Below are 18,064 nucleotides of genomic sequence, written 5' to 3' on the forward strand. Positions count from 1 at the left end.
AGCTATCTGATGCAGTCGCTCGATGAAGCCGGGCATGTGAGCCACCACGCCGGCGACGGCGAAACCGGCTACGCCATGGCCTCCAGCATGGACTATGACGTGCTGGTGGTGGACCGCATGCTGCCGCGCCGCGACGGGTTGTCGATCATCGAGAGCCTTCGCGCCGAGGACGACAATACCCCGGTGCTTATCCTGTCGGCGCTGGGTGAGGTCGATGACCGCGTGACCGGGCTGCGGGCCGGGGGCGACGATTATCTCGTCAAACCCTATGCCTTCACCGAACTGCTGGCCCGTATCGAAGTGCTGGCGCGCCGCTCCTCGCCCGCAGAAGCCGCAACGACCTTCGAGATTGGCGGGCTGAGGCTCGACCGGCTGAGCCGCAAGGTGGAGCGCGATGGCGAGCAGATCATCCTGCAGCCGCGCGAGTTTCGCTTGCTCGAGTATCTGATGAAGAATGCTGGCAAGGTCGTGACCCGTACCATGCTGCTCGAAAACGTCTGGGACTATCATTTTGACCCGCAGACCAATGTCATCGATGTGCACATGTCGCGCCTGCGCGCCAAGATCGACAAGGGCCATGCGAACCCCTTGCTGCACACCATCCGCGGTGCCGGCTACATGATCAGGGACTGACCTCTGTGTGGCAGCGCCTCTCCCAGCTCGGCCGGACAACCACGGTTCGCCTGACCGGGCTGTTCATCCTGCTGTTCGTGCTGTTCGCCGTGCTGCTGCTCGGGCTGATCACCTATCAGTCTTCGGTGGAACTGCAGCGCGTGCAGGGCAGGGCCATCGACCGCGAGACGAACGAGATCGTCGCGATCGACCGCCGGTCCGGTCTCGGTGCTGCGATTTTTGCCGTCGAGCGCCTGGCGCGCCAGCCAGGGCCCGGCATCTATTATCTCGCTGACGGCAATGGCCAGATGATCGTCGGCAATGTCTCGGACCTGCCGGCAGCCGTCTTGGTGGAGAACGGCACCTATAGCTTCAACTACGTCAAGCAGCGGCCCTTCGGCGCCCCCGACAGCCCTGATCGCGAAGGCAATGCCATCGTGCGCTCGGTGACGCTGGACAGTGGTCTGACGCTGGTTGTGGGTCGCGACGTGGTGGAGCGCCGCGGCTATACCGCGATGATCTTCCAGTGGTTTCTGATCGGCGTCATTGGCATCGTGATCTTCGCGCTGCTGGCGGGGGTCATCACCTCGGTGCGTGTCTTGCGGCGCATCGACTCGATCGCCTCGACCTCGCGCAAGATCATGTCGGGCAATCTGTCAGAGCGCGTTCCGGTCACCCGGCACGACGACGAGTTCGACGCTCTGGCGGGCAGCCTCAACCAGATGCTCGACCGTATCGAACAGCTGATGCAGGGGCTCAAGGAAGTGAGCGACAACGTCGCCCATGACCTGAAAACGCCGCTGACCCGGATGCGCAACCGCGCCGAATCGGCGCTGCGCGATGGCCGGGATGGCGCCGATCACCGTGCTGCGCTCGAACTGACGATTGCCGAGAGCGACCAGTTGATCAAGACGTTCAACGCGCTGCTGATGATCGCCCGGGCCGAAGCCGGCGCACCGTCGGGGGCATTGGCGGAAGTGGATCTGAGCGCGGTCGCGACCGATGTCGCGGAACTCTATAGTCCGCTCGCAGAGGACGAGGGGCTGACGCTCAGCGCCGAGATCGCGCCGGACGTCAAGCTGCGCGGCAACCGAGAACTGCTCGGCCAGGCGCTGGTCAATCTCATCGAGAATGCCCTGAAATATTACGAGCCGCAGGAAGGCACGGCGGGGCGTATCTCGGTCGGGGTGGCGCGGGCAGGGGGGCGTGTGCGGATCAGCGTTGCCGACAATGGGCCCGGCATTGCCGAGGCAGATCGTCAGCGCGTCATCGAGCGCTTCGTGCGGCTTGAAAAGAGCCGCACCGAGCCCGGCTCTGGCCTGGGCCTGTCGCTGGTGGGCGCCGTTGCACGCCTCCACGGCGGCGAGCTGCGGATCGAGGACAACGACCCGGGGGTGCGCGCGGTGATCGATCTGCCGACAACCTAGGGTGACGCACGGGATGTATTGCGGGCCTGCGCTTGTTCCGATGTCTCGCGACGGCTATCTCATCACCCATGAGTGCTCAGTCCCCCGTTACGCTTGAAGCGCTGTTCGCAGCCGCGCCCTATCTCGATGATCTCGCGACCCGCCACGCCGAATGGTTCGCGAGCGCCCGCGACGCCGCGCCGGATGACGTGCTCGCGGCCGAGCTGCAGGCCTTGGCAGAAGCCGGCAGCACGCTGAGTGCCGAGGACGAGATCGGTGAGGCGCTGCGCCTCGCCAAGGGCCGTCTGGCGCTATTGAGTGCCACGGCGGAAGTGACCGGTAGCTGGACCACCGAGCAGGCAACGGCGGCGTTGTCCGACCTCGCCGATGCTGCGCTCGACGCCGGTCTGGCGGTGCTGCTACGCCGCGCCGCGGCCAAGGGCCAGATGGCTGAGGCGCGCCCGGCGCAGTCGGGCTTGGCGCTGTTCGCGCTGGGCAAGCATGGCGGTCGCGAGCTCAACTATTCGAGCGATATCGACATTGTCGCCTTTTTCGATCCCGAGCGGACCGAGTTGGCCGATCCGATCGAAGCGACGCGCACCTATTCGCGCATCGTCCAGAAGCTCGCCAATCTGATGCAGGACCGCACGGCACATGGCTATGTGTTCCGCACCGACCTGCGGCTGCGTCCCGACCCGGGGGCCACGCCGGTGGCGCTGCATGTCGATGCGGCGCTGAACTATTACGAGAGCCGCGGCCAGAACTGGGAGCGCGCCGCCTGGATCAAGGCGCGGCCCTGCGCCGGCGACAAGCAGGTCGGAGAACGCTTCCTCGCCGATCTCGCCCCCTATGTGTGGCGCAAGCATCTCGATTTCGCGACCATTGCCGATATCCACGCCATGAAGCGCCAGATCAACATGGCCAAGCACGTCGGCGGCATGCGTGTCGAAGGACATAATGTCAAACTCGGCGTCGGCGGCATCCGCGAGATCGAGTTCTTTGCGCAGACCCAGCAGCTGATCGCCGGTGGCCGCGACAAGGACCTGCGGGTGCGGCCCACCTGTGCGGCGCTGGCGGCCTTGGGAGAGACGGGCTGGATCACGCCGGCAGCAGCGGCATCGCTGACCGAGACCTACTGGTTCCTGCGGGCGGTCGAGAACCGGCTGCAGATGCGGCGCGACGAGCAGACCCATGTGATGCCGGAGGACGCTGAGGACATTGCCACCGTGGCGGAAATGATGGGGCGGGATCCCCAGACCTTCTCGGCTGAGTACCTCGCAGCGCTGAAGGAGGTGACGGGCCACTATGCCTTGCTGTTCACCGAAGGCGAGAGCCTCGCCGGGCTGGACGGCAATCTGGTCTTCACTGGCTCGGACGACGACCCGGGCACGCTCGAAACCCTCTCCGGCATGGGCTTTGCCGACGCCAAGCGCGCCGTGGCGACGGTGAAGAAATGGCACTATGGCAGCTATGCCGCGACCCGCACCTCGGCGGCGCGGGCGCATCTGACCGAACTTGTGCCCAGCCTGCTGCTGACCCTGAGCCAGGCTGGCAACCCCGACGAAGCATTGCTGCGCTTCGATCGCTTCCTCGGCCGTTTGCCGGCCGGCGTGCAGCTGTTTGCGCTGCTGCGTAATCACGAGAGCCTGCGCGCACTGCTGGTGTCGCTGATGGCGGCGGCGCCGCGCATGGCAGAAGCAGTGATCCAGCGCGCCCATGTGATGGATGCCTTCATCGACCCCGCCTATGGCGAGGAGGTGCGCAGTCCGGAGTTTCTTCGGCAAAAGATCGATGACTTTTTTGGCGACGCGCTGGACTATCAGGACGTGATCGATCGGGCCCGTATCATCGGGCAGGAGCAGATGTTCCTGATCGCGGCGGGGCTGCTGTCCGGCACCATCGATGCCGACCGGGCAGGCGAGCAATATACGACGCTGGCCGAAGCACTGCTGGGTCGGATGTTCGACGCGGCCCGCGCCGAATTCGAGAAGCGGCACGGACAGGTGCCCGGGGCGCGGGTGGCGCTGCTGGCCTTCGGCAAGATGGCGAGCCGTGAGATGACGGTGCAGTCCGATCTCGATTTCATCCTGCTCTACGATGCGGCCGCGACCACCGAATCCGACGGCGACAAGCCGCTTGCCGCGAGCCAGTATTACGCGCGCCTGACCCAGCGTCTGCTGGCGGCCCTGTCCGCACCGACCTCGGAAGGCGTGCTCTATGAGGCGGACATGCGGCTCAGGCCCTCCGGCAATGCCGGACCGCTGGCGACGAGCCTGCGCGCCTTCGTGCAGTATCACAACGAGCAGAGCTGGACCTGGGAGCGGCTGGCTCTGAGCCGGGCGCGCGTGGCCTATGCGGAGGCTGGGTTCGGCAGCGAGATCGAGGCGCTGATCGCCGAGACGCTGGCTGACCACCGCGACCCCGCCAAGGTGATCGCCGATGTCGTCGAGATGCGCGCGCGCATGACCCGCGATCGTCCGCCGCGCCACGCCTTCGATCTGAAACTGGCGGCTGGCGGGCTCATCGACCTCGAGTTCCTGGCCCAGTCGGCGCAACTGGTTGCCGGCAAGACGCTCGACGTGCCGCAGGCGCCGGTCCGCCGGGTACTGGAGCGGCTTGGTGAAACCGGCCTGCTGCCCGAGGGCGCTCGGCTCGCCGAAATTCACGCGCTCTATACGACCGTACTTCAGGTGATGAGCGCGGCGCTGGCCGATCCGTTCAAGGATGCCGGCTGGACCGATGGCTTTCGCGAACTGCTGGCGCAGCGCACCAACCGGCCGACATTCGCGCGTCTGGACGAAGATCTGCGCGAGATGCAGGACGAAGCCAGCGCCGCGACAGCGAAATGGTATGAACTGGCGGCTGCCCTGTGACCGGGGTCAGGCGGCGCGCGCCGCGTCTGCTTCGGCCAGCGGCAGGCTGACGGCGACAGTCGTGCCGAGGCCCTGGCGGCTGTCGATAGCGAGATGCCCGCCGGACGCCTCGGCAATGGCGCGCGAAATGGCGATGCCGAGGCCCGAGCCCTCGCGGTCGCGGGTGAGCGCCGAGTCGCCAAAAACGAAGGGCTGCGACAGGGCCGCGAGCCGCTCTTCGGTCATGCCGATGCCGGTGTCGGTGATTTCCAGAACCACGCCGTCATTTGCGGCATAGGCGGCAAGCGTGACGCGGCCGCCGCGCGCAGTGAAGCGCAGGGCGTTGTCGACCAGATTGCCGACCATGCGCTCGAGCGCGAAACGATCGGCATTGAGCAGGCCGTGGCAGGCGCCGCCGAGCCCGAGCGTCAGTCCGGCGCGCTGCGCCTGGCTGGAAAACCGGCGCAGTACGGTGAGCAGCAGATCGTCGGCTGTAAATTGTTCGCTGCGCAGATCGCGCCGCCCGCCTTCGAGCTCCGCGAGCTCCAGAATCGAGGCAAAAAAGCCGAGCAGCCGTTCGCCCGACCCTTTCACCGCCTCGACATAGTTCAGATAGCGTGCGTCGCCCAACTCGCCATAGGGCTGCTCGTGCAGCATGTCGGCGAAGCCGATGATGTGATTGAGCGGCGTGCGGATGTCGTGGCTGAGATGGGCGAGGAACGAGGTTTTCGAGCGGCTGGCGGCTTCGGCCCGCAGCTTTTCCTCGTGGTAGCGCCGTGCCAGCTCGCGTTGCTCTTCACGGATCGAAGCCAGCATGGTCGTCGTGCGGCGGCTCTCGGTGACATCCATCACCAGCGTCACGAAGCCACCGGTTTCCAGCGGGCGTTCCTCGAACAGCAGGGTCGCGCCGTCGGGGCGGTGCAGTTCGAGGAGCCGGTCGTTCACGTCCTCATGGACAGGCGCCATGGTGCCGTTCTGGATCATGGCATGCACGACGTCGGAATAATGCATCCCCGGCGTGAGCGTTTTCCTTTCGCCGACGCGGGTGGCGAAGCGCGTATTGCAGGCGACCAGCTTGCCCTCGGCCGTCCAGCATGCGACGCCGAATGGCATTGCCGCAATGAGCGTTGAGGGGTCGGCCTTCGGCGTCGGTGCCGGCTCGGGCGCTTCCCGCCGGCGATAGGCAAGCCCGCTGACCAGCAGTGCGAGGCTGAAGGCGCCGCCGCTGCGCCAAGCGATCGCGGAGGTTGCATCGGTGCTGGGTCCTGGGGCGCCAGCCGAGGCCGTCATCTGCATGATGCCGGTGTCAGCTGACGCACCCAGAAGCTGGATCACGTCGGTGACGACGAACAGGCTCGCGGCTGAGAAAGCTGTGGCGGCGACGGCAATGCTGACGGGTGAGACCCTGGTGATGCGGCTCTTCAGCCAGCTCATGACCTGTCCCAATCTATCCTGCTCACCAACATGGGTGGCGGCGCTGAATCGCTCCGCACCGACGCCGGATTGCTCCGTCGACCGCATCCAGTTTTCTCCGCAACTCTTGAATTGGGGTGACCAAACACCCGCCCCGTGACCCGAATTTGAATCGGGTTTGCGCGCTGTGTCCAGAGGGCACCGAGCGCCCCCTATGGGGACGCCCGGATTTCATGAGTCTGCTGAGTCACTTAGCCGTCAAAAAAAATCTTGGACCCGTAACGATCCGTTAACCGGCCAGCGTCCGATCTAGGATTTCGGCGGTGTTTCGGCTCAGATCGCCTGATTCCTTAAGCGATTTCAGCGCGTTCTCGGCAGCCGCACGACGGGTGGGCTCGTACATCTTCCACACCCGGAAAGCCGTCAGCACCCGCGCCGCAACCTGCGGATTGCGCGTGTCGACATCGGCAACGAACTCCGAGACCAGCCGGAAGCCGGCGCCGTCGGCACGGGCGAACTGGGTCGGGTTGCGCATGGCGAACGTCCCCATCAGTGCCCGTAGCCGGTTGGGGTTGTTCCTGGGAAAGCTCGGGTCGGCGAGGATTGCCTTGATCCGGCCGATGACGCCCTCGTCCGGTGCGGCTGCATTGAGTGCGAGCCACTTGTCGAGCACGAGCGGGTCGGCCGTGTACATGGTGCGGAAATCACCGAGCAGTGCCTGCGCATCCGGGGTCCAGGCGGTGACAATGGGTGTCAATGCCGCGATCCGGTCGGTCATGTTCTGCGCCCGCTCGTATTGCTCGCGCGCCAGCCTGGGCCCATGCGCGGTGCCACCAGCGACCAGCAGCGAGAGTGCGGCATTCTTCATCGCCCGCCGGCCGGCCTGCTTGAAATCGGGCGAATAGCTGAGCCGGCTGTCATTGGTCAGGTAGAGCTTTTCGAGCGTCTCGGCGAGCCTGGATACGATCCCCGAAATCAGAGCGTCGCGCACGGCGTGAATGCGGGCTGGATCGATGTCCTGCCCGATGGCGCGTGCGATGGTCTGCTCCGCCGGCAGGGCTAGGGCATTGGCCTTGAACGCCGGATCGAGATCCTTGGACGCCAGTGTTTCCTCGAGCGCGCTGGCGATGCCGTCGAGGTCGGCGTCGCTCCAGTCCGTTCCGGCCACGGCTTCGGTCATGAGCCGGGTGGCAACGTCCTGCAGCGCCTGCCAGCGGTTGAACGGATCGCTGTCGTGCCGGGCGAGGAACAACTCGTCGTCCTGCTCCAGCGGCGTTTTCAGTTTCACCGGCGCCGAAAAGCCGCGCAGCAGCGACGGCACCGGCCGGTTGGGAATGCCCGTGAAGGTGAGCGCCAGGCTGGGCGTGTTCATGACGATCATGTCGTCGCGCACCTCTCCGCCCGATACCGTGTCCCAATTCATCTCCGAGCCGTTCGGGCCAATCAGGCCGAACTTGATCGGCAGCACCATCGGCTGCTTTTCGGACTGACCGGGGGTAGGGGGTGTCGACTGGGTCAGCTCCAGCACATAGGTTTGCGTCTCCGGATCGTACCGGTCCGTCACCTTGAGTTCGGGCGTTCCGGCTTGCAGATACCATTGCTGGAACTGCTGCAGATCGCTGCCCGTCGCCTCTTCGAAAGCGGCGATGAAGGCCTCGATCGTGGTCGCGTCGCCGTCATGGCGCTCGAAATAGAGGTCGAGCCCCTTGCGGAAATCCGCCTCGCCCAGGAGCGTCGCCAGCATGCGGACGATTTCGGCACCCTTCTCGTAAACGGTCGCGGTGTAGAAGTTGTTGATCTCGCGGTAGTTGTCCGGCCGCGCCGGATGGGCCAGCGGCCCGCCATCCTCGGGGAACTGAATCTGGCGCAACTGGCGCACGTCCTCGATGCGGTTCACCGGCCGGGACCGCTCGTCCATCGAGAATTCCTGATCGCGATAGACCGTGAGTCCTTCCTTGAGGCACAGCTGGAACCAATCACGACAAGTGACTCTGTTGCCGCTCCAATTGTGGAAATACTCGTGGCCGATGACGCTCTCGATCGACGCGTAGTCGGCGTCGGTTGCCGTCTCCGGCTGCGCGAACACCAGCTTGTCGTTGAAGATGTTGAGACCCTTGTTCTCCATCGCGCCGAAGTTGAAATCGGAGACGGCGACGACGTTGAAGATGTCGAGGTCGTACTCGCGGCCGAAGCGTTTTTCGTCCCAGGCCATGGAGCGCTTGAGCGAGTCCATCGCATAGGCGCAGCGGTCTTCCTTGCCGTGTTCGCAGTAGATGCCGAGGGCAACGTCCCGGCCGGACATCGTGGTGAAACTGTCGTGGATCGACCCGAGGTCGCCGGCAACCATGGCGAACAGATAGGCGGGCTTGGGGTGGGGGTCCTCCCAGACGGCGAAATGCATGCCGTCGTCCTTCTGACCCTGATCGACGAGATTGCCGTTCGACAGCAGCACCGGCGCGAGCTGGCGGTCGGCAGTCATCTTCACCTTGAACGGCGCCAGCACGTCCGGGCGGTCGAGGTAGTAGGTGATCCGCCGAAAGCCCTCGGGCTCGCATTGCGTGCACCAGGTGCCGCTGGAGCGATAGAGCCCCATCAGCTCGGTATTGTTCTCAGGTTCCAGCCAGACATTGGTTTCGAGGACGAAGCGCTTGTGCGGCGGCTCGATGAGGGTCAGCCCGGCTTCGGTTTCCTTGTAGGCCGTGAGCGCCAGCGGCAGCCCGTCGACGGCGATGGAATCGAGCGTCAGCGCGTCGCCGTCGAGCTCCAGCGGGGTGCCCGGTTCGGTCGTGTCGCGGGGCACCAGCGTCAGCAGTGCCCGCACGCGCGTCCGGTCGGGCTTGAACAGCACGTCCAGTTCGACTTTTTCCACGAGATAGGGGGTCGGCGCGTAATCCTTGAGGAAAATCGCTTCGTCGGTGTCACCGCGCATTGTTGCTCCGGGGCGTTCGTCGTGATGGCTTAAACGTAATGGGCGCAGACTGTATCCTGACCGCTACAGCCAGATTTTGCGCATTTCGATATTCTGTGCGGCTGATCGATCAGCTATGGGATGTCTGGCTGCCGATTCCGGCAGCATTACGGTACCCGGGCTGCATCGTCTGGCCGCACCTCTGTCACGCCATTGGCGTGTCCTGTGCGTAATCCAATTTCTTGCTGAGGGCAAAACCCTCGCACCGGCAGAGCGCTTGACCTCAACCATGCTTGAGGTCGTAGCGGTGTCGGCGTTTCTAGTCTGTGCACGGAGCGGCGCAATGATCGACAGAATGTTCAACTGGTTCGAGTCGCGGCTCAACCCATATCCCCGCGCCGAGCCGGAACAGCCGCCTCAGGGCATGCTGGCCTTTGCCTTGCACTACTCCAAAGGGGCAAAGCGCTGGCTGCTGGCCATGGCGGTACTCGGTGCGCTTATCGCGCTCGGCGAAGTCATGCTGTTCGGTTTTCTCGGCTCGGTCGTCGACTGGCTGAGCAATGCCGACCGCGCAACCTTCCTCGAAACCGAAGGCTGGAAGCTGTGGCTGATGGGCATCGTGCTCATCGGCGTGCTGCCGGCGCTGCAATTCGTCGACACCTTCATCATCCACCAGACGCTGCTGGGCAATTTCCCGCAGCGCATCCGCTGGCTGGCGCATCGCTACCTGATCCGGCAGTCGATGAGCTACTTCCAGGACGAGTTTGCCGGCCGCATCGGCGCCAAGCTGATGCAGACGGCGCTCGCGTTGCGCGAAGTGGTGATGAAACTGCTCGACGTCACCGTCTATGTGGTCGTCTACTTCGCCGGCGCGCTGCTCCTGGCACTGTTCTCGGACGCCTGGATGGCCGTACCCTTCGTCGTCTGGCTCGCGGCCTATTCCGTGCTGCTGTGGTACTACATCCCGCGGCTTGGCAAGATCTCCGAAATGCAGGCCGACGCGCGCTCGATGATGACCGGCCGGATCGTCGACAGCTACACCAATATCGCCACGGTAAAGCTGTTCTCGCATTCGCGTCGCGAGGAATCCTATGCGCACGAGGCCATGGATCAGTTCATGGGCACCGTGCACCGGCAGATGCGCATGGTCTCGATCCTGCAGATCACGATCAGCGCCATGAACTACCTGCTGCTCGCCGCGGTGGTCGGCATCGCCATCGCGCAGTGGCTGAACGGCAATGCGACAGCCGGCACGGTGGCGATCGGCGCCGGTCTGGTGCTGCGCCTGCAGGGCATGAGCCAGTGGGTGATGTGGGAAATGTCGGCGCTGTTCGAAAACCTCGGCGTCGTACGCGATGGCATCAACTCCATCTCGCTGCCGCGCGTGGTTGCCGACGTGCCCGATGCCAAGCCGCTCGGTGAGGTGCAGGGTGACGTGCGCTTCAACGACGTCAGCTTCCATTATGGCAAGGACAAGGGGGTGATCGACCACCTCGACTTGCACATCCGGCCTGGCGAGAAGATCGGTCTGGTCGGGCGCTCGGGTGCCGGCAAGTCGACCATCGTCAACCTGCTGCTGCGGTTCTACGACCGCGAGGGCGGGACGATCACCATCGACGGCAAGGACATCGCGCAGGTGCAGCAGGATACACTGCGCGCCCAGATCGGCGTTGTCACGCAGGATACCTCGCTGCTGCATCGCTCGGTGCGCGAGAACATCATGTATGGCCGTCCCGATGCGACGGAAGAGCAGATGCGCGAAGCGGCGCGGCTGGCCGAGGCTGACCTGTTCATCGATACGCTCGCCGACCGCGAAGGCCGGACGGGGTTCGATGCCCATGTGGGCGAGCGCGGCGTAAAGCTCTCCGGTGGCCAGCGCCAGCGTATCGCCATCGCCCGTGTGCTGCTGAAGGATGCGCCGATCCTGGTGCTCGACGAGGCCACCTCGGCCCTCGACAGCGAGGTCGAGGCGGCGATCCAGAGCCAGCTCGACCGGCTGATGCAGGGCAAGACGGTGATCGCCATCGCTCACCGGCTCTCGACCATCGCTGCGATGGACCGGCTGATCGTCCTCGACAAGGGGCAGATTATCGAGCAGGGCAGCCATGCCGAACTGCTCGAGCAGGGCGGCACCTATGCCAGCCTGTGGAACCGCCAGTCGGGCGGCTTTTTGCAGGACAACGTGGATGAAGCGGCGGAATAGCCGCTACAGGTCGCGCAACAGCGTGGCGAGGCCGCTCTCGAAGGCCTCGTCGACGCTGCCGCCAAGGTTGAAGGCGTTGCCGATTTCCATCAGCACGAAGCCGTGGAGGAACGCGGTGAAGGTGCGGGCCAGCGGCAGCACCCGCGCCTCCGCCACACCCGCCGCACGCAACGCCTCGAACAGGGGTTGCGCCGCGAACAGGCAGACCTCGCGGATCTCGGGGTCGGTGAAGGCTTCGCCGCTATAGATGGCGCGATAACGGTTCGGTGCCGCCTTGGCGAAACGCCGATAGGACGCCGCCAGGCTGGCGAGCCGCGCCGGCGGGGTTGGGCCCTCGTTTTCCCGTCGTAGCGTGCTTTCGAGGTCCTGCATGATCGCGATCTCTACCGCCTTGAGCAGCGCCGCACGATCAGCGAAATGCTTGTAGAGCGAGGGCGGTTTGACGCCAGCCTCGCTGGCGACGGCGCCCATGGTCAAAGCCTCGGGCCCCGACGTCTCGACGAGAGCGCGCGCGATGCCGACGATCCGGTCGGCCGATGTCTTAGCGGGGGTCGGCATTGCGCGCAGCCTTCGCCGACTTGCCGATGAGACCAAGATGGGTGTGGTCAAAGCCCTCGGGATATTTGAGGCCATAGCCGAGCGCCCGGTCCATGCCGATATGTGCGCCCCAGACACAGGCGAGCTGCAGGAGCAGCGGCAGGTTCGTGACAAGCCCGATGCCGGCGAGGCCAGCCGGGACGAGCCAGGTATGGGCGAGATTATAAATCTGGGCTCCGCGACGCGGGCCGGCCAACCCACCGAACATCGACAGGTCCGGCGCGAGGAGCAGGGCGGCGAACAGCCACCAGTTCCCGCCGAGCATCTGATAGGCGATGACGGTGGCCACCAGCGCGGCGAGGCCTTCAAGCCTCAGCAGCACCGTCACTGACCTCGGTGGAAATGCGCTGGACGTCGTCATCAATCAGACCTTAGCTAATACCATTAGCCTTGATGGCTACACCCGGTAGCCATGGCTGTCAAAGACTGTGTGAATCCGCCATTGGCAGCCGCGGGCGCCCTCGCTAGAACGCCGCATCGGCTGAAATCGATTTCACCCTAGGCACCAGCCGGACGACGAGGACCATCCATGACCCAGCCCGCCACCGAAACGCTTTCCGCGTCCAACAGCTATGGCGAACTGAACCTCGCCGGGCCGTTCCGGCTGACCTCGCCGAGCCGTGCGCTTGACCTGCCAATCACGCTGCCCGGCGATGTGCACACCGCGCTGCTCGACGCCGACGAAATCCCCGATCCCTATTTCGGCGAGAACGAGAAAGACGCGCTGTGGGTGCATCACACCCCCTGGACCATGGAGCGCAGCTTCACCGCGAGCGCCGAGGACATCGCCGGCTATCTGACGCTGACGCTCGAAAACATCGACACGATCGCCACGGTGTTTCTGAACGATGCGCCGATTGCCGAAACGCAGAACCAGTTCATCCGCTACGACATCGACGTTACCGGCAAGCTGCGCGAGGGCACCAATACGCTGCGCTTCGAATTTGCCGTCGCCAAGGATGTGGCCAAGGCGCGGGCCGACGCGCATCCCTTCCCGATCCCCTTCACCTACAACTACCTGTCGAACGGGCTCGACGGTGTGCACCTCAACTTCGTGCGCAAGACCGCCTGCCATGCCGGTTGGGACTGGGGCATCCGGCTGATGCCGACCGGCGTCTATGGCCGCATGGCGCTGCGCCGCCACCGGTTGGCGCGCCAGGAGAGCGTGCAGGTCGACCAGAAGCACGAGGCGGATAAGGTCGAGCTGACCATCACGACCCGGCTTTTTGCCTTTGCCGATGGCGAGGTGGCGCTGCGCCACGAGATCGATGGCCAGACCATCGCCGAGACGGTCGCCGTGCGGGCCGGCGAGAACAGCTTTACCCACACGATCACCATTGCCGAACCAGACCTGTGGTGGCCGAACGGGCAGGGCGCGCAGACGCTCTATCCTCTGGTCACCACCATGGATGGCGAGGTGACGACGCGCAGGATTGGCCTGCGCAAATTGGAGTGGATCGTCGAGCCCGACGACATCGACCACAATTTCAAGTGCCGTATCAACGGCCGCGATATCTTCGCCTTTGGCGCCAACTGGATCCCGGCCGACGCGATACCGTCACGCATCACCGAAGAGGTGGTTCGCGACCTGCTCGAGAGCGCCGCCGCGGTCAACATGAACATGATCCGCGTCTGGGGCGGCGGGCAATATGAGCCCGATTACTTCTACGAGCTGTGCGACGAACTGGGCCTGCTGGTCTGGCAGGATTTCATGTTCTCGTGCATGAGCTACCCCTCGAACCGCGAATTCCTGGACGACGTCGCGACCGAGATCACGCAGCAGGTGCGCCGGCTCAGCCACCATGCCTCGCTGGCGCTGTGGTGCGGCGACAACGAGGTCATCGGCTCGCTCGGCTGGTATCCCGAGACCAAGGCGCAGCCGGAGCGCTATGTGGCGAACTATGACCGGCTGAACTCGATGCTCCACCTGATCGTCGAGACCGAGGATCCGGCGCGCCGCTTCTGGCCGTCCTCGCCCTCGCTCGGCTATCTCGACTTCGCCGATGGCTGGCACCTCGATACCCGCGGCGATTCCCACTACTGGGACGTCTGGCACTCGGCCAAGGATTTTTCGGCCTATCGCGACATCAACCCGCGCTTTGCCTCCGAGTTCGGATTTCAGAGCTTCACCTCGATGAATGTCATCGAAAGCTTCACCGGGCCCGGCGACCGCAATCCCTCGGCTCCGGTGATGGAGGCGCATCAGCGCAACGTCGGCGGCAATACGCGCATCGTCGAAACCATGACGCGCTATTTCCGCTTCCCCAGGAACTTCGAGCAGATGGTGTTCCTGAGCCAGGTGCAGCAGGGCCTCGCCATCAAGACCGCCATCGAATACTGGCGTTCCACGCGGCCGCGCTGCATGGGCACGCTCTACTGGCAGATCAACGACACCTATCCCGTCGCAAGCTGGTCGAGCCTCGACTACGGCGGCCAGTGGAAGCTGCTGCACTATATGGCCAAGCGCTTCTTTGCCCCGATCAATGTCGTGGTCGTGCCCGAAGACGACAGCCTGCTGTTCCGCGCCATCAATGATACCGCCGCGGCTGCATCAATTACGCTGGAAGTGTTGGCCGTCGACGCGTTGACTGGCGCGACCCGCGTAGTGGCGTCTCCGAGTGGCGAAACCTCACCCGACGGCGCGGTGGAGCTGACGCGTCTGAAGATCGCCGATCTCCAAGCCAACGAGTTCCTCTATTTCAGCTGGACGGACGCCGAGGGCAGAGGGTTGGGTGCCAACGACTATTTCCCCAAAGCCTACAAGGCCTATGACCTTGCCGAGGCGGAAGTGACGGCGACGTGGTCGGGCACCGAGGAGGCACCTGTGCTCGTCCTCAGCGCCGACAAGCCGGCGCTGTTCGTCACCGCAACAGTCGATGTGCCGGGCTATTTCTCCGATAACGCGATCACCCTCTTGCCGGGCCGTGAGGTGGAGCTCAGCTTCACCCCGCGACTCGGCGCGGTCGTATCGCGCACCGCGCTGGCCGACAGTCTGAAGATTGGCCACTTGCGCCAGACGTACTGACCCCAGGGCTGGCTTTCGTCTGGGGTCACTTCAATGACCTGCCGAACGGATTGCGCCCGCGCTGCCATTGACAGCGCGGGCGCCGACCCGCTTGTCTGAGGTTCCCTCACTCGCCGCCCAAAGCGGCTTCGGATCCAGGTCATGGCCAGCACGATTGCGCCCGTCGAGGAGCGCAGGAACCTCGGTATCGGCATTCTGCTGTTCGCCCAGCTGTTCTTCGCCACGCTCGACAGCTCCGCCAAATACATGGCCGTCGCAGGCCTGCCGACGACCGAGATCGTCTTCGTGCGCTACGGCGTGCACGTGGCGCTGACCATCGCGCTCTTCCTGCCGATGCAGCGCGGCCTGTTCCGCTCCAACAACTGGAAGCTCGAAGTGCTGCGCGGCCTGTCGCTGCTGGCGGTGACATTGGCCAATTTCTTCGCCATGCGCTTTCTGCCTCTCACCGTGACAGGTGCGCTGCTCTTCACCATGCCGCTGATGGTCACCGCTTTGTCGGGGCCGATGCTCGGCGAAAAGGTCGGCTGGCGCCGCTGGGCCGCCGTTGGGACCGGGTTCATCGGCATCCTGATCATCATTCGCCCGGGCACCGAAGCCTTCCATCCCGCGTCGCTCCTCTGTCTGGCGGGGGCCCTTGCGGCAGCGCTCTACACGATCTTCACGCGCAAGCTGGCCGGTGTGGATTCCCCGGCGACGCAGCAGGTGTATGCCGGACTAATCGCCGTCACCTGCATTGCGCCTTTCGCCTTCAACGGCTGGGTCTGGCCCAGTGACGGCCCGACCTGGATCGCCTTCTGTCTTGCCGGCGTTGTCGGCATGATCGCGCATCAGCTCAATTCCATCGCGCTGCGCTATGCCTCGCCCTCGGTGCTCGCCCCCTTCAGCTATTCCGAGCTGCTGCTGCTCGCCATGGCGAGCTGGGTGGTGTTCAACGAACCGCCCGACATGTGGTTCTATCTTGGTGCGCCGATCATTATTGGCTCCGGGCTCTATATCTGGCTGCGCGAGCGCCAGCTGAAAAAGCCGGTGCAACTGGCCCAGGTGGTGGATTGAGATGGTGGCCGTGATCAAGCCGATCGAGGACAAGCGACTGCTCGGCATCGGGCTCGTGCTGTTCGGCTATTTCTGCTTTTCGGTGATCGACAGCTGCGCCAAGTGGCTGACCCTCAGCGGCCTGCCGACCATGGAAGTGGTGCTGGTGCGCTATACCGGCCAGTTCGTGCTGGTCATGGCCCTTTTCGCGCCGCGCGAGGGGCCTGTGGCGCTGGTCACCACGCGACGGCCGCTGCTGGAAATCCTGCGGGCGCTGTGCCTTCTCGGCTCGACCATCGCCAATTTCATCGCCATCACCTACATCCCGCTGACCGTGACGGCATCGATCAACTTCACCATGCCGTTGATCCTGTGCGCCCTGTCGATCCCGATCCTCGGCGAGAAGGTCGGCTGGCGGCGCTGGCTGGCGATCATTGTCGGCTTCGTCGGCGTCATCATCATCGTGCAGCCGGGCACGGCCGAGTTCCACCCGGCAGTGTTCATCTCGCTGCTCTGCGTGCTGTTCAACGCATTTTATCTGCTCTTGACCCGGATGCTGGCGGGTGTCGATGGCACGCTGACCCAGCAGTTCTACGCCGCTGGCGTTTCGACCCTGTTCATGGTGCCGATCGCCCTGGCCTTCGGTGGCTGGGTGTGGCCCGAGGGCCTGTCGCAGTGGATCCCGTTCTTCCTGATCGGGACCGCGGCACTGGTCGGCCACCAGGTGCTGACCGTGGCGCATCGGCTGGCGCCCGCCTCGGTGCTGGCGCCGTTCAACTATTCGCTGATCATCTATTTGTCGCTGTCGAGCTGGCTGATCTTCAACGAGCCACCCGACGTCTGGGTGTTCATCGGTGCGCCGATCGTCATCGGTTCCGGCCTCTACATCTGGCTGCGCGAACAGCAGCTGGCCAAGACCGTCGTCTCGAGCGCGCCAATCCGGAGCTAACCCTCGCGGCCGAGAGCCAGAGGCAGTTCCTCAGACGGCTTCTGACGGCGCTACTCGCCGCCGCAATATCCCGCGGCCGGGGGCGAAGAGCAGGGCCATCAGGAACACGGCAGCCTGGATCAGGACGATCGAGGGTCCGGTGCTGCCGTTGATCCAGTAGCTTATCACCGTGCCGAGCACGCCCGAGCTGATGGCGACGGAAACTGCGATCAACAGCATGGTGTCGAAGCGGCGCGACAGCAGGAATCCGATGGCCCCCGGGGCGATCAGCATGGCGACGACGAGGATGATCCCCACAGCCTGGAGCGACGCGACGATCGTGATCGACAGCATGGCGAGCAGCCCGTAGTGCAGCAGGCCAACCCGCAGCCCGATGGCGCGCGCATGTTGCGGATCGAACGCATAGAGCAGGAAGTCGCGCCGCTTGACGAGAACGATCGCCAGGGTACCCACCGCGATAATGGCGGTTTCGATGAGGTCGCCCCAGCTGATCCCCAGCACATCACCGAACAGGATGTGGTTGAGATGCTGCTCGGTCTCGATGCGGCTGAACAGCACGAGGCCCACAGCGAACATGCCGGTGAAGACGATTCCCATGGCGGTGTCTTCCTTGATCCGGCTGTTGTCCTTGAGATAGCCGGTGCTGACCGCGGCGAAGAGGCCCGCGACGAAGGCGCCGATGGCAATGGGCAGTCCCACCACATAGGCGAGGACGATGCCGGGCAGCACAGCATGCGAGATGGCGTCGCCCATCAGCGACCAGCCCTTGAGGACCAGCAGACAGCTCAACACGGCAGAGACGGCGCCGACGAGGATAGAAACGAGCACTGCGCGCTGCATGAACTCGTAGCTGAGGGGCTCGGCGAAAAAGGTGATGACGCTGTCCATCAGCTGAGACCACCTTCGCGCAGGGCCCGGCGTCGCGAGGCGATGCGCCCGTGTTTGGGAGCAAAGAAAAAGGCGAGCAGGAATACTGCCGTCTGTAGGGAGACGATGACCCCGCCGGTGGCGCCGTCTATGAAAAAGCTGAGGTAGGCGCCGACAGCCGAGGTGACCGAGCCCAATGC

The 18,064-nt window shown here is 64.5% G+C and carries 13 protein-coding genes; 7 read left to right on the plus strand and 6 right to left on the minus strand.

Translation table 11 applies throughout. The features are described 5' to 3' along the window. The first annotated feature begins 9 nt into the window (after positions 1 to 9). The 3 genes from ACN0TK_RS18185 to ACN0TK_RS18195 all read left to right on the plus strand — a co-directional run bounded on the left by ACN0TK_RS18185 (position 10) and on the right by ACN0TK_RS18195 (position 4,891). Positions 10 to 633 carry a winged helix-turn-helix domain-containing protein gene (locus ACN0TK_RS18185; RefSeq protein ID WP_417310974.1) on the plus strand — a complete coding sequence of 208 codons (624 nt, stop codon included), beginning with the start codon at positions 10 to 12 and terminating at the stop codon, positions 631 to 633. Positions 634 to 638: 5 nt separating this feature from the next. Beyond that, positions 639 to 2,039 (plus strand): ATP-binding protein, encoded by a 1,401-nt coding sequence (locus tag ACN0TK_RS18190; RefSeq protein WP_417310962.1) that lies wholly within the window; start codon positions 639 to 641, stop codon positions 2,037 to 2,039. A gap of 68 nt (positions 2,040 to 2,107) precedes the next feature. Beyond that, positions 2,108 to 4,891, plus strand: coding sequence for a bifunctional [glutamine synthetase] adenylyltransferase/[glutamine synthetase]-adenylyl-L-tyrosine phosphorylase (locus ACN0TK_RS18195; protein WP_417310963.1), 2,784 nt, complete (start codon positions 2,108 to 2,110; stop codon positions 4,889 to 4,891). 6 nt (positions 4,892 to 4,897) lie between these two features. Here ACN0TK_RS18195 and ACN0TK_RS18200 read toward each other — a convergent pair whose 3' ends face one another. Together ACN0TK_RS18200 and pepN are read right to left on the minus strand one after the other, a co-directional pair. Then, on the minus strand, positions 4,898 to 6,304 hold the full coding sequence (locus tag ACN0TK_RS18200) for an ATP-binding protein (RefSeq protein ID WP_417310964.1): 1,407 nt from the start codon (positions 6,302 to 6,304) through the stop codon (positions 4,898 to 4,900). A 268-nt stretch (positions 6,305 to 6,572) separates the two neighbouring features. Continuing rightward, positions 6,573 to 9,212, minus strand: coding sequence for an aminopeptidase N (gene pepN, locus ACN0TK_RS18205; protein WP_417310965.1), 2,640 nt, complete (start codon positions 9,210 to 9,212; stop codon positions 6,573 to 6,575). A gap of 334 nt (positions 9,213 to 9,546) precedes the next feature. On the opposite strand from pepN, the gene ACN0TK_RS18210 reads away from it, so the two are divergent. Beyond that, positions 9,547 to 11,394: an ABC transporter ATP-binding protein gene (locus ACN0TK_RS18210; RefSeq protein ID WP_417310975.1), complete on the plus strand. Its 1,848-nt coding sequence runs from the start codon at positions 9,547 to 9,549 to the stop codon at positions 11,392 to 11,394. Positions 11,395 to 11,397: 3 nt separating this feature from the next. Here the strand turns inward: ACN0TK_RS18210 and ACN0TK_RS18215 are convergent, their stop codons facing one another. Together ACN0TK_RS18215 and ACN0TK_RS18220 are read right to left on the minus strand one after the other, a co-directional pair. Further along, on the minus strand, positions 11,398 to 11,952 hold the full coding sequence (locus ACN0TK_RS18215) for a TetR/AcrR family transcriptional regulator (protein WP_417310966.1): 555 nt from the start codon (positions 11,950 to 11,952) through the stop codon (positions 11,398 to 11,400). After that, the gene (locus ACN0TK_RS18220; RefSeq protein WP_417310967.1) at positions 11,936 to 12,352 is read right to left on the minus strand and encodes a DUF4260 domain-containing protein; all 417 of its coding nucleotides are present in this window, start codon (positions 12,350 to 12,352) and stop codon (positions 11,936 to 11,938) included. The genes ACN0TK_RS18215 and ACN0TK_RS18220 overlap by 17 nt, the downstream gene beginning before the upstream one ends. A gap of 168 nt (positions 12,353 to 12,520) precedes the next feature. Between ACN0TK_RS18220 and ACN0TK_RS18225 the strand changes: the two genes are divergently transcribed. From ACN0TK_RS18225 to ACN0TK_RS18235, 3 genes are all read left to right on the plus strand, one after another. Further along, positions 12,521 to 15,016 carry a beta-mannosidase gene (locus ACN0TK_RS18225; protein ID WP_417310968.1) on the plus strand — a complete coding sequence of 832 codons (2,496 nt, stop codon included), beginning with the start codon at positions 12,521 to 12,523 and terminating at the stop codon, positions 15,014 to 15,016. 141 nt (positions 15,017 to 15,157) lie between these two features. Continuing rightward, positions 15,158 to 16,069: a DMT family transporter gene (locus tag ACN0TK_RS18230; protein ID WP_417310969.1), complete on the plus strand. Its 912-nt coding sequence runs from the start codon at positions 15,158 to 15,160 to the stop codon at positions 16,067 to 16,069. A 1-nt stretch (position 16,070) separates the two neighbouring features. Next, positions 16,071 to 16,997 (plus strand): DMT family transporter, encoded by a 927-nt coding sequence (locus ACN0TK_RS18235; RefSeq protein ID WP_417310971.1) that lies wholly within the window; start codon positions 16,071 to 16,073, stop codon positions 16,995 to 16,997. Between the two features lie 30 nt (positions 16,998 to 17,027). Here ACN0TK_RS18235 and ACN0TK_RS18240 read toward each other — a convergent pair whose 3' ends face one another. Both ACN0TK_RS18240 and ACN0TK_RS18245 read right to left on the minus strand, forming a co-directional pair. Beyond that, the gene (locus tag ACN0TK_RS18240) at positions 17,028 to 17,885 is read right to left on the minus strand and encodes a metal ABC transporter permease (protein ID WP_417310972.1); all 858 of its coding nucleotides are present in this window, start codon (positions 17,883 to 17,885) and stop codon (positions 17,028 to 17,030) included. Next, positions 17,885 to 18,064, minus strand: a 180-nt coding sequence (locus ACN0TK_RS18245; RefSeq protein WP_417310973.1) for a metal ABC transporter permease, incomplete at its 5' end; no start/stop codon positions are given. The genes ACN0TK_RS18240 and ACN0TK_RS18245, both read right to left, overlap by 1 nt.

This window comes from Devosia sp., assembly GCF_048261455.1.
Classification (GTDB): Bacteria; Pseudomonadota; Alphaproteobacteria; order Rhizobiales; family Devosiaceae; genus Devosia_A.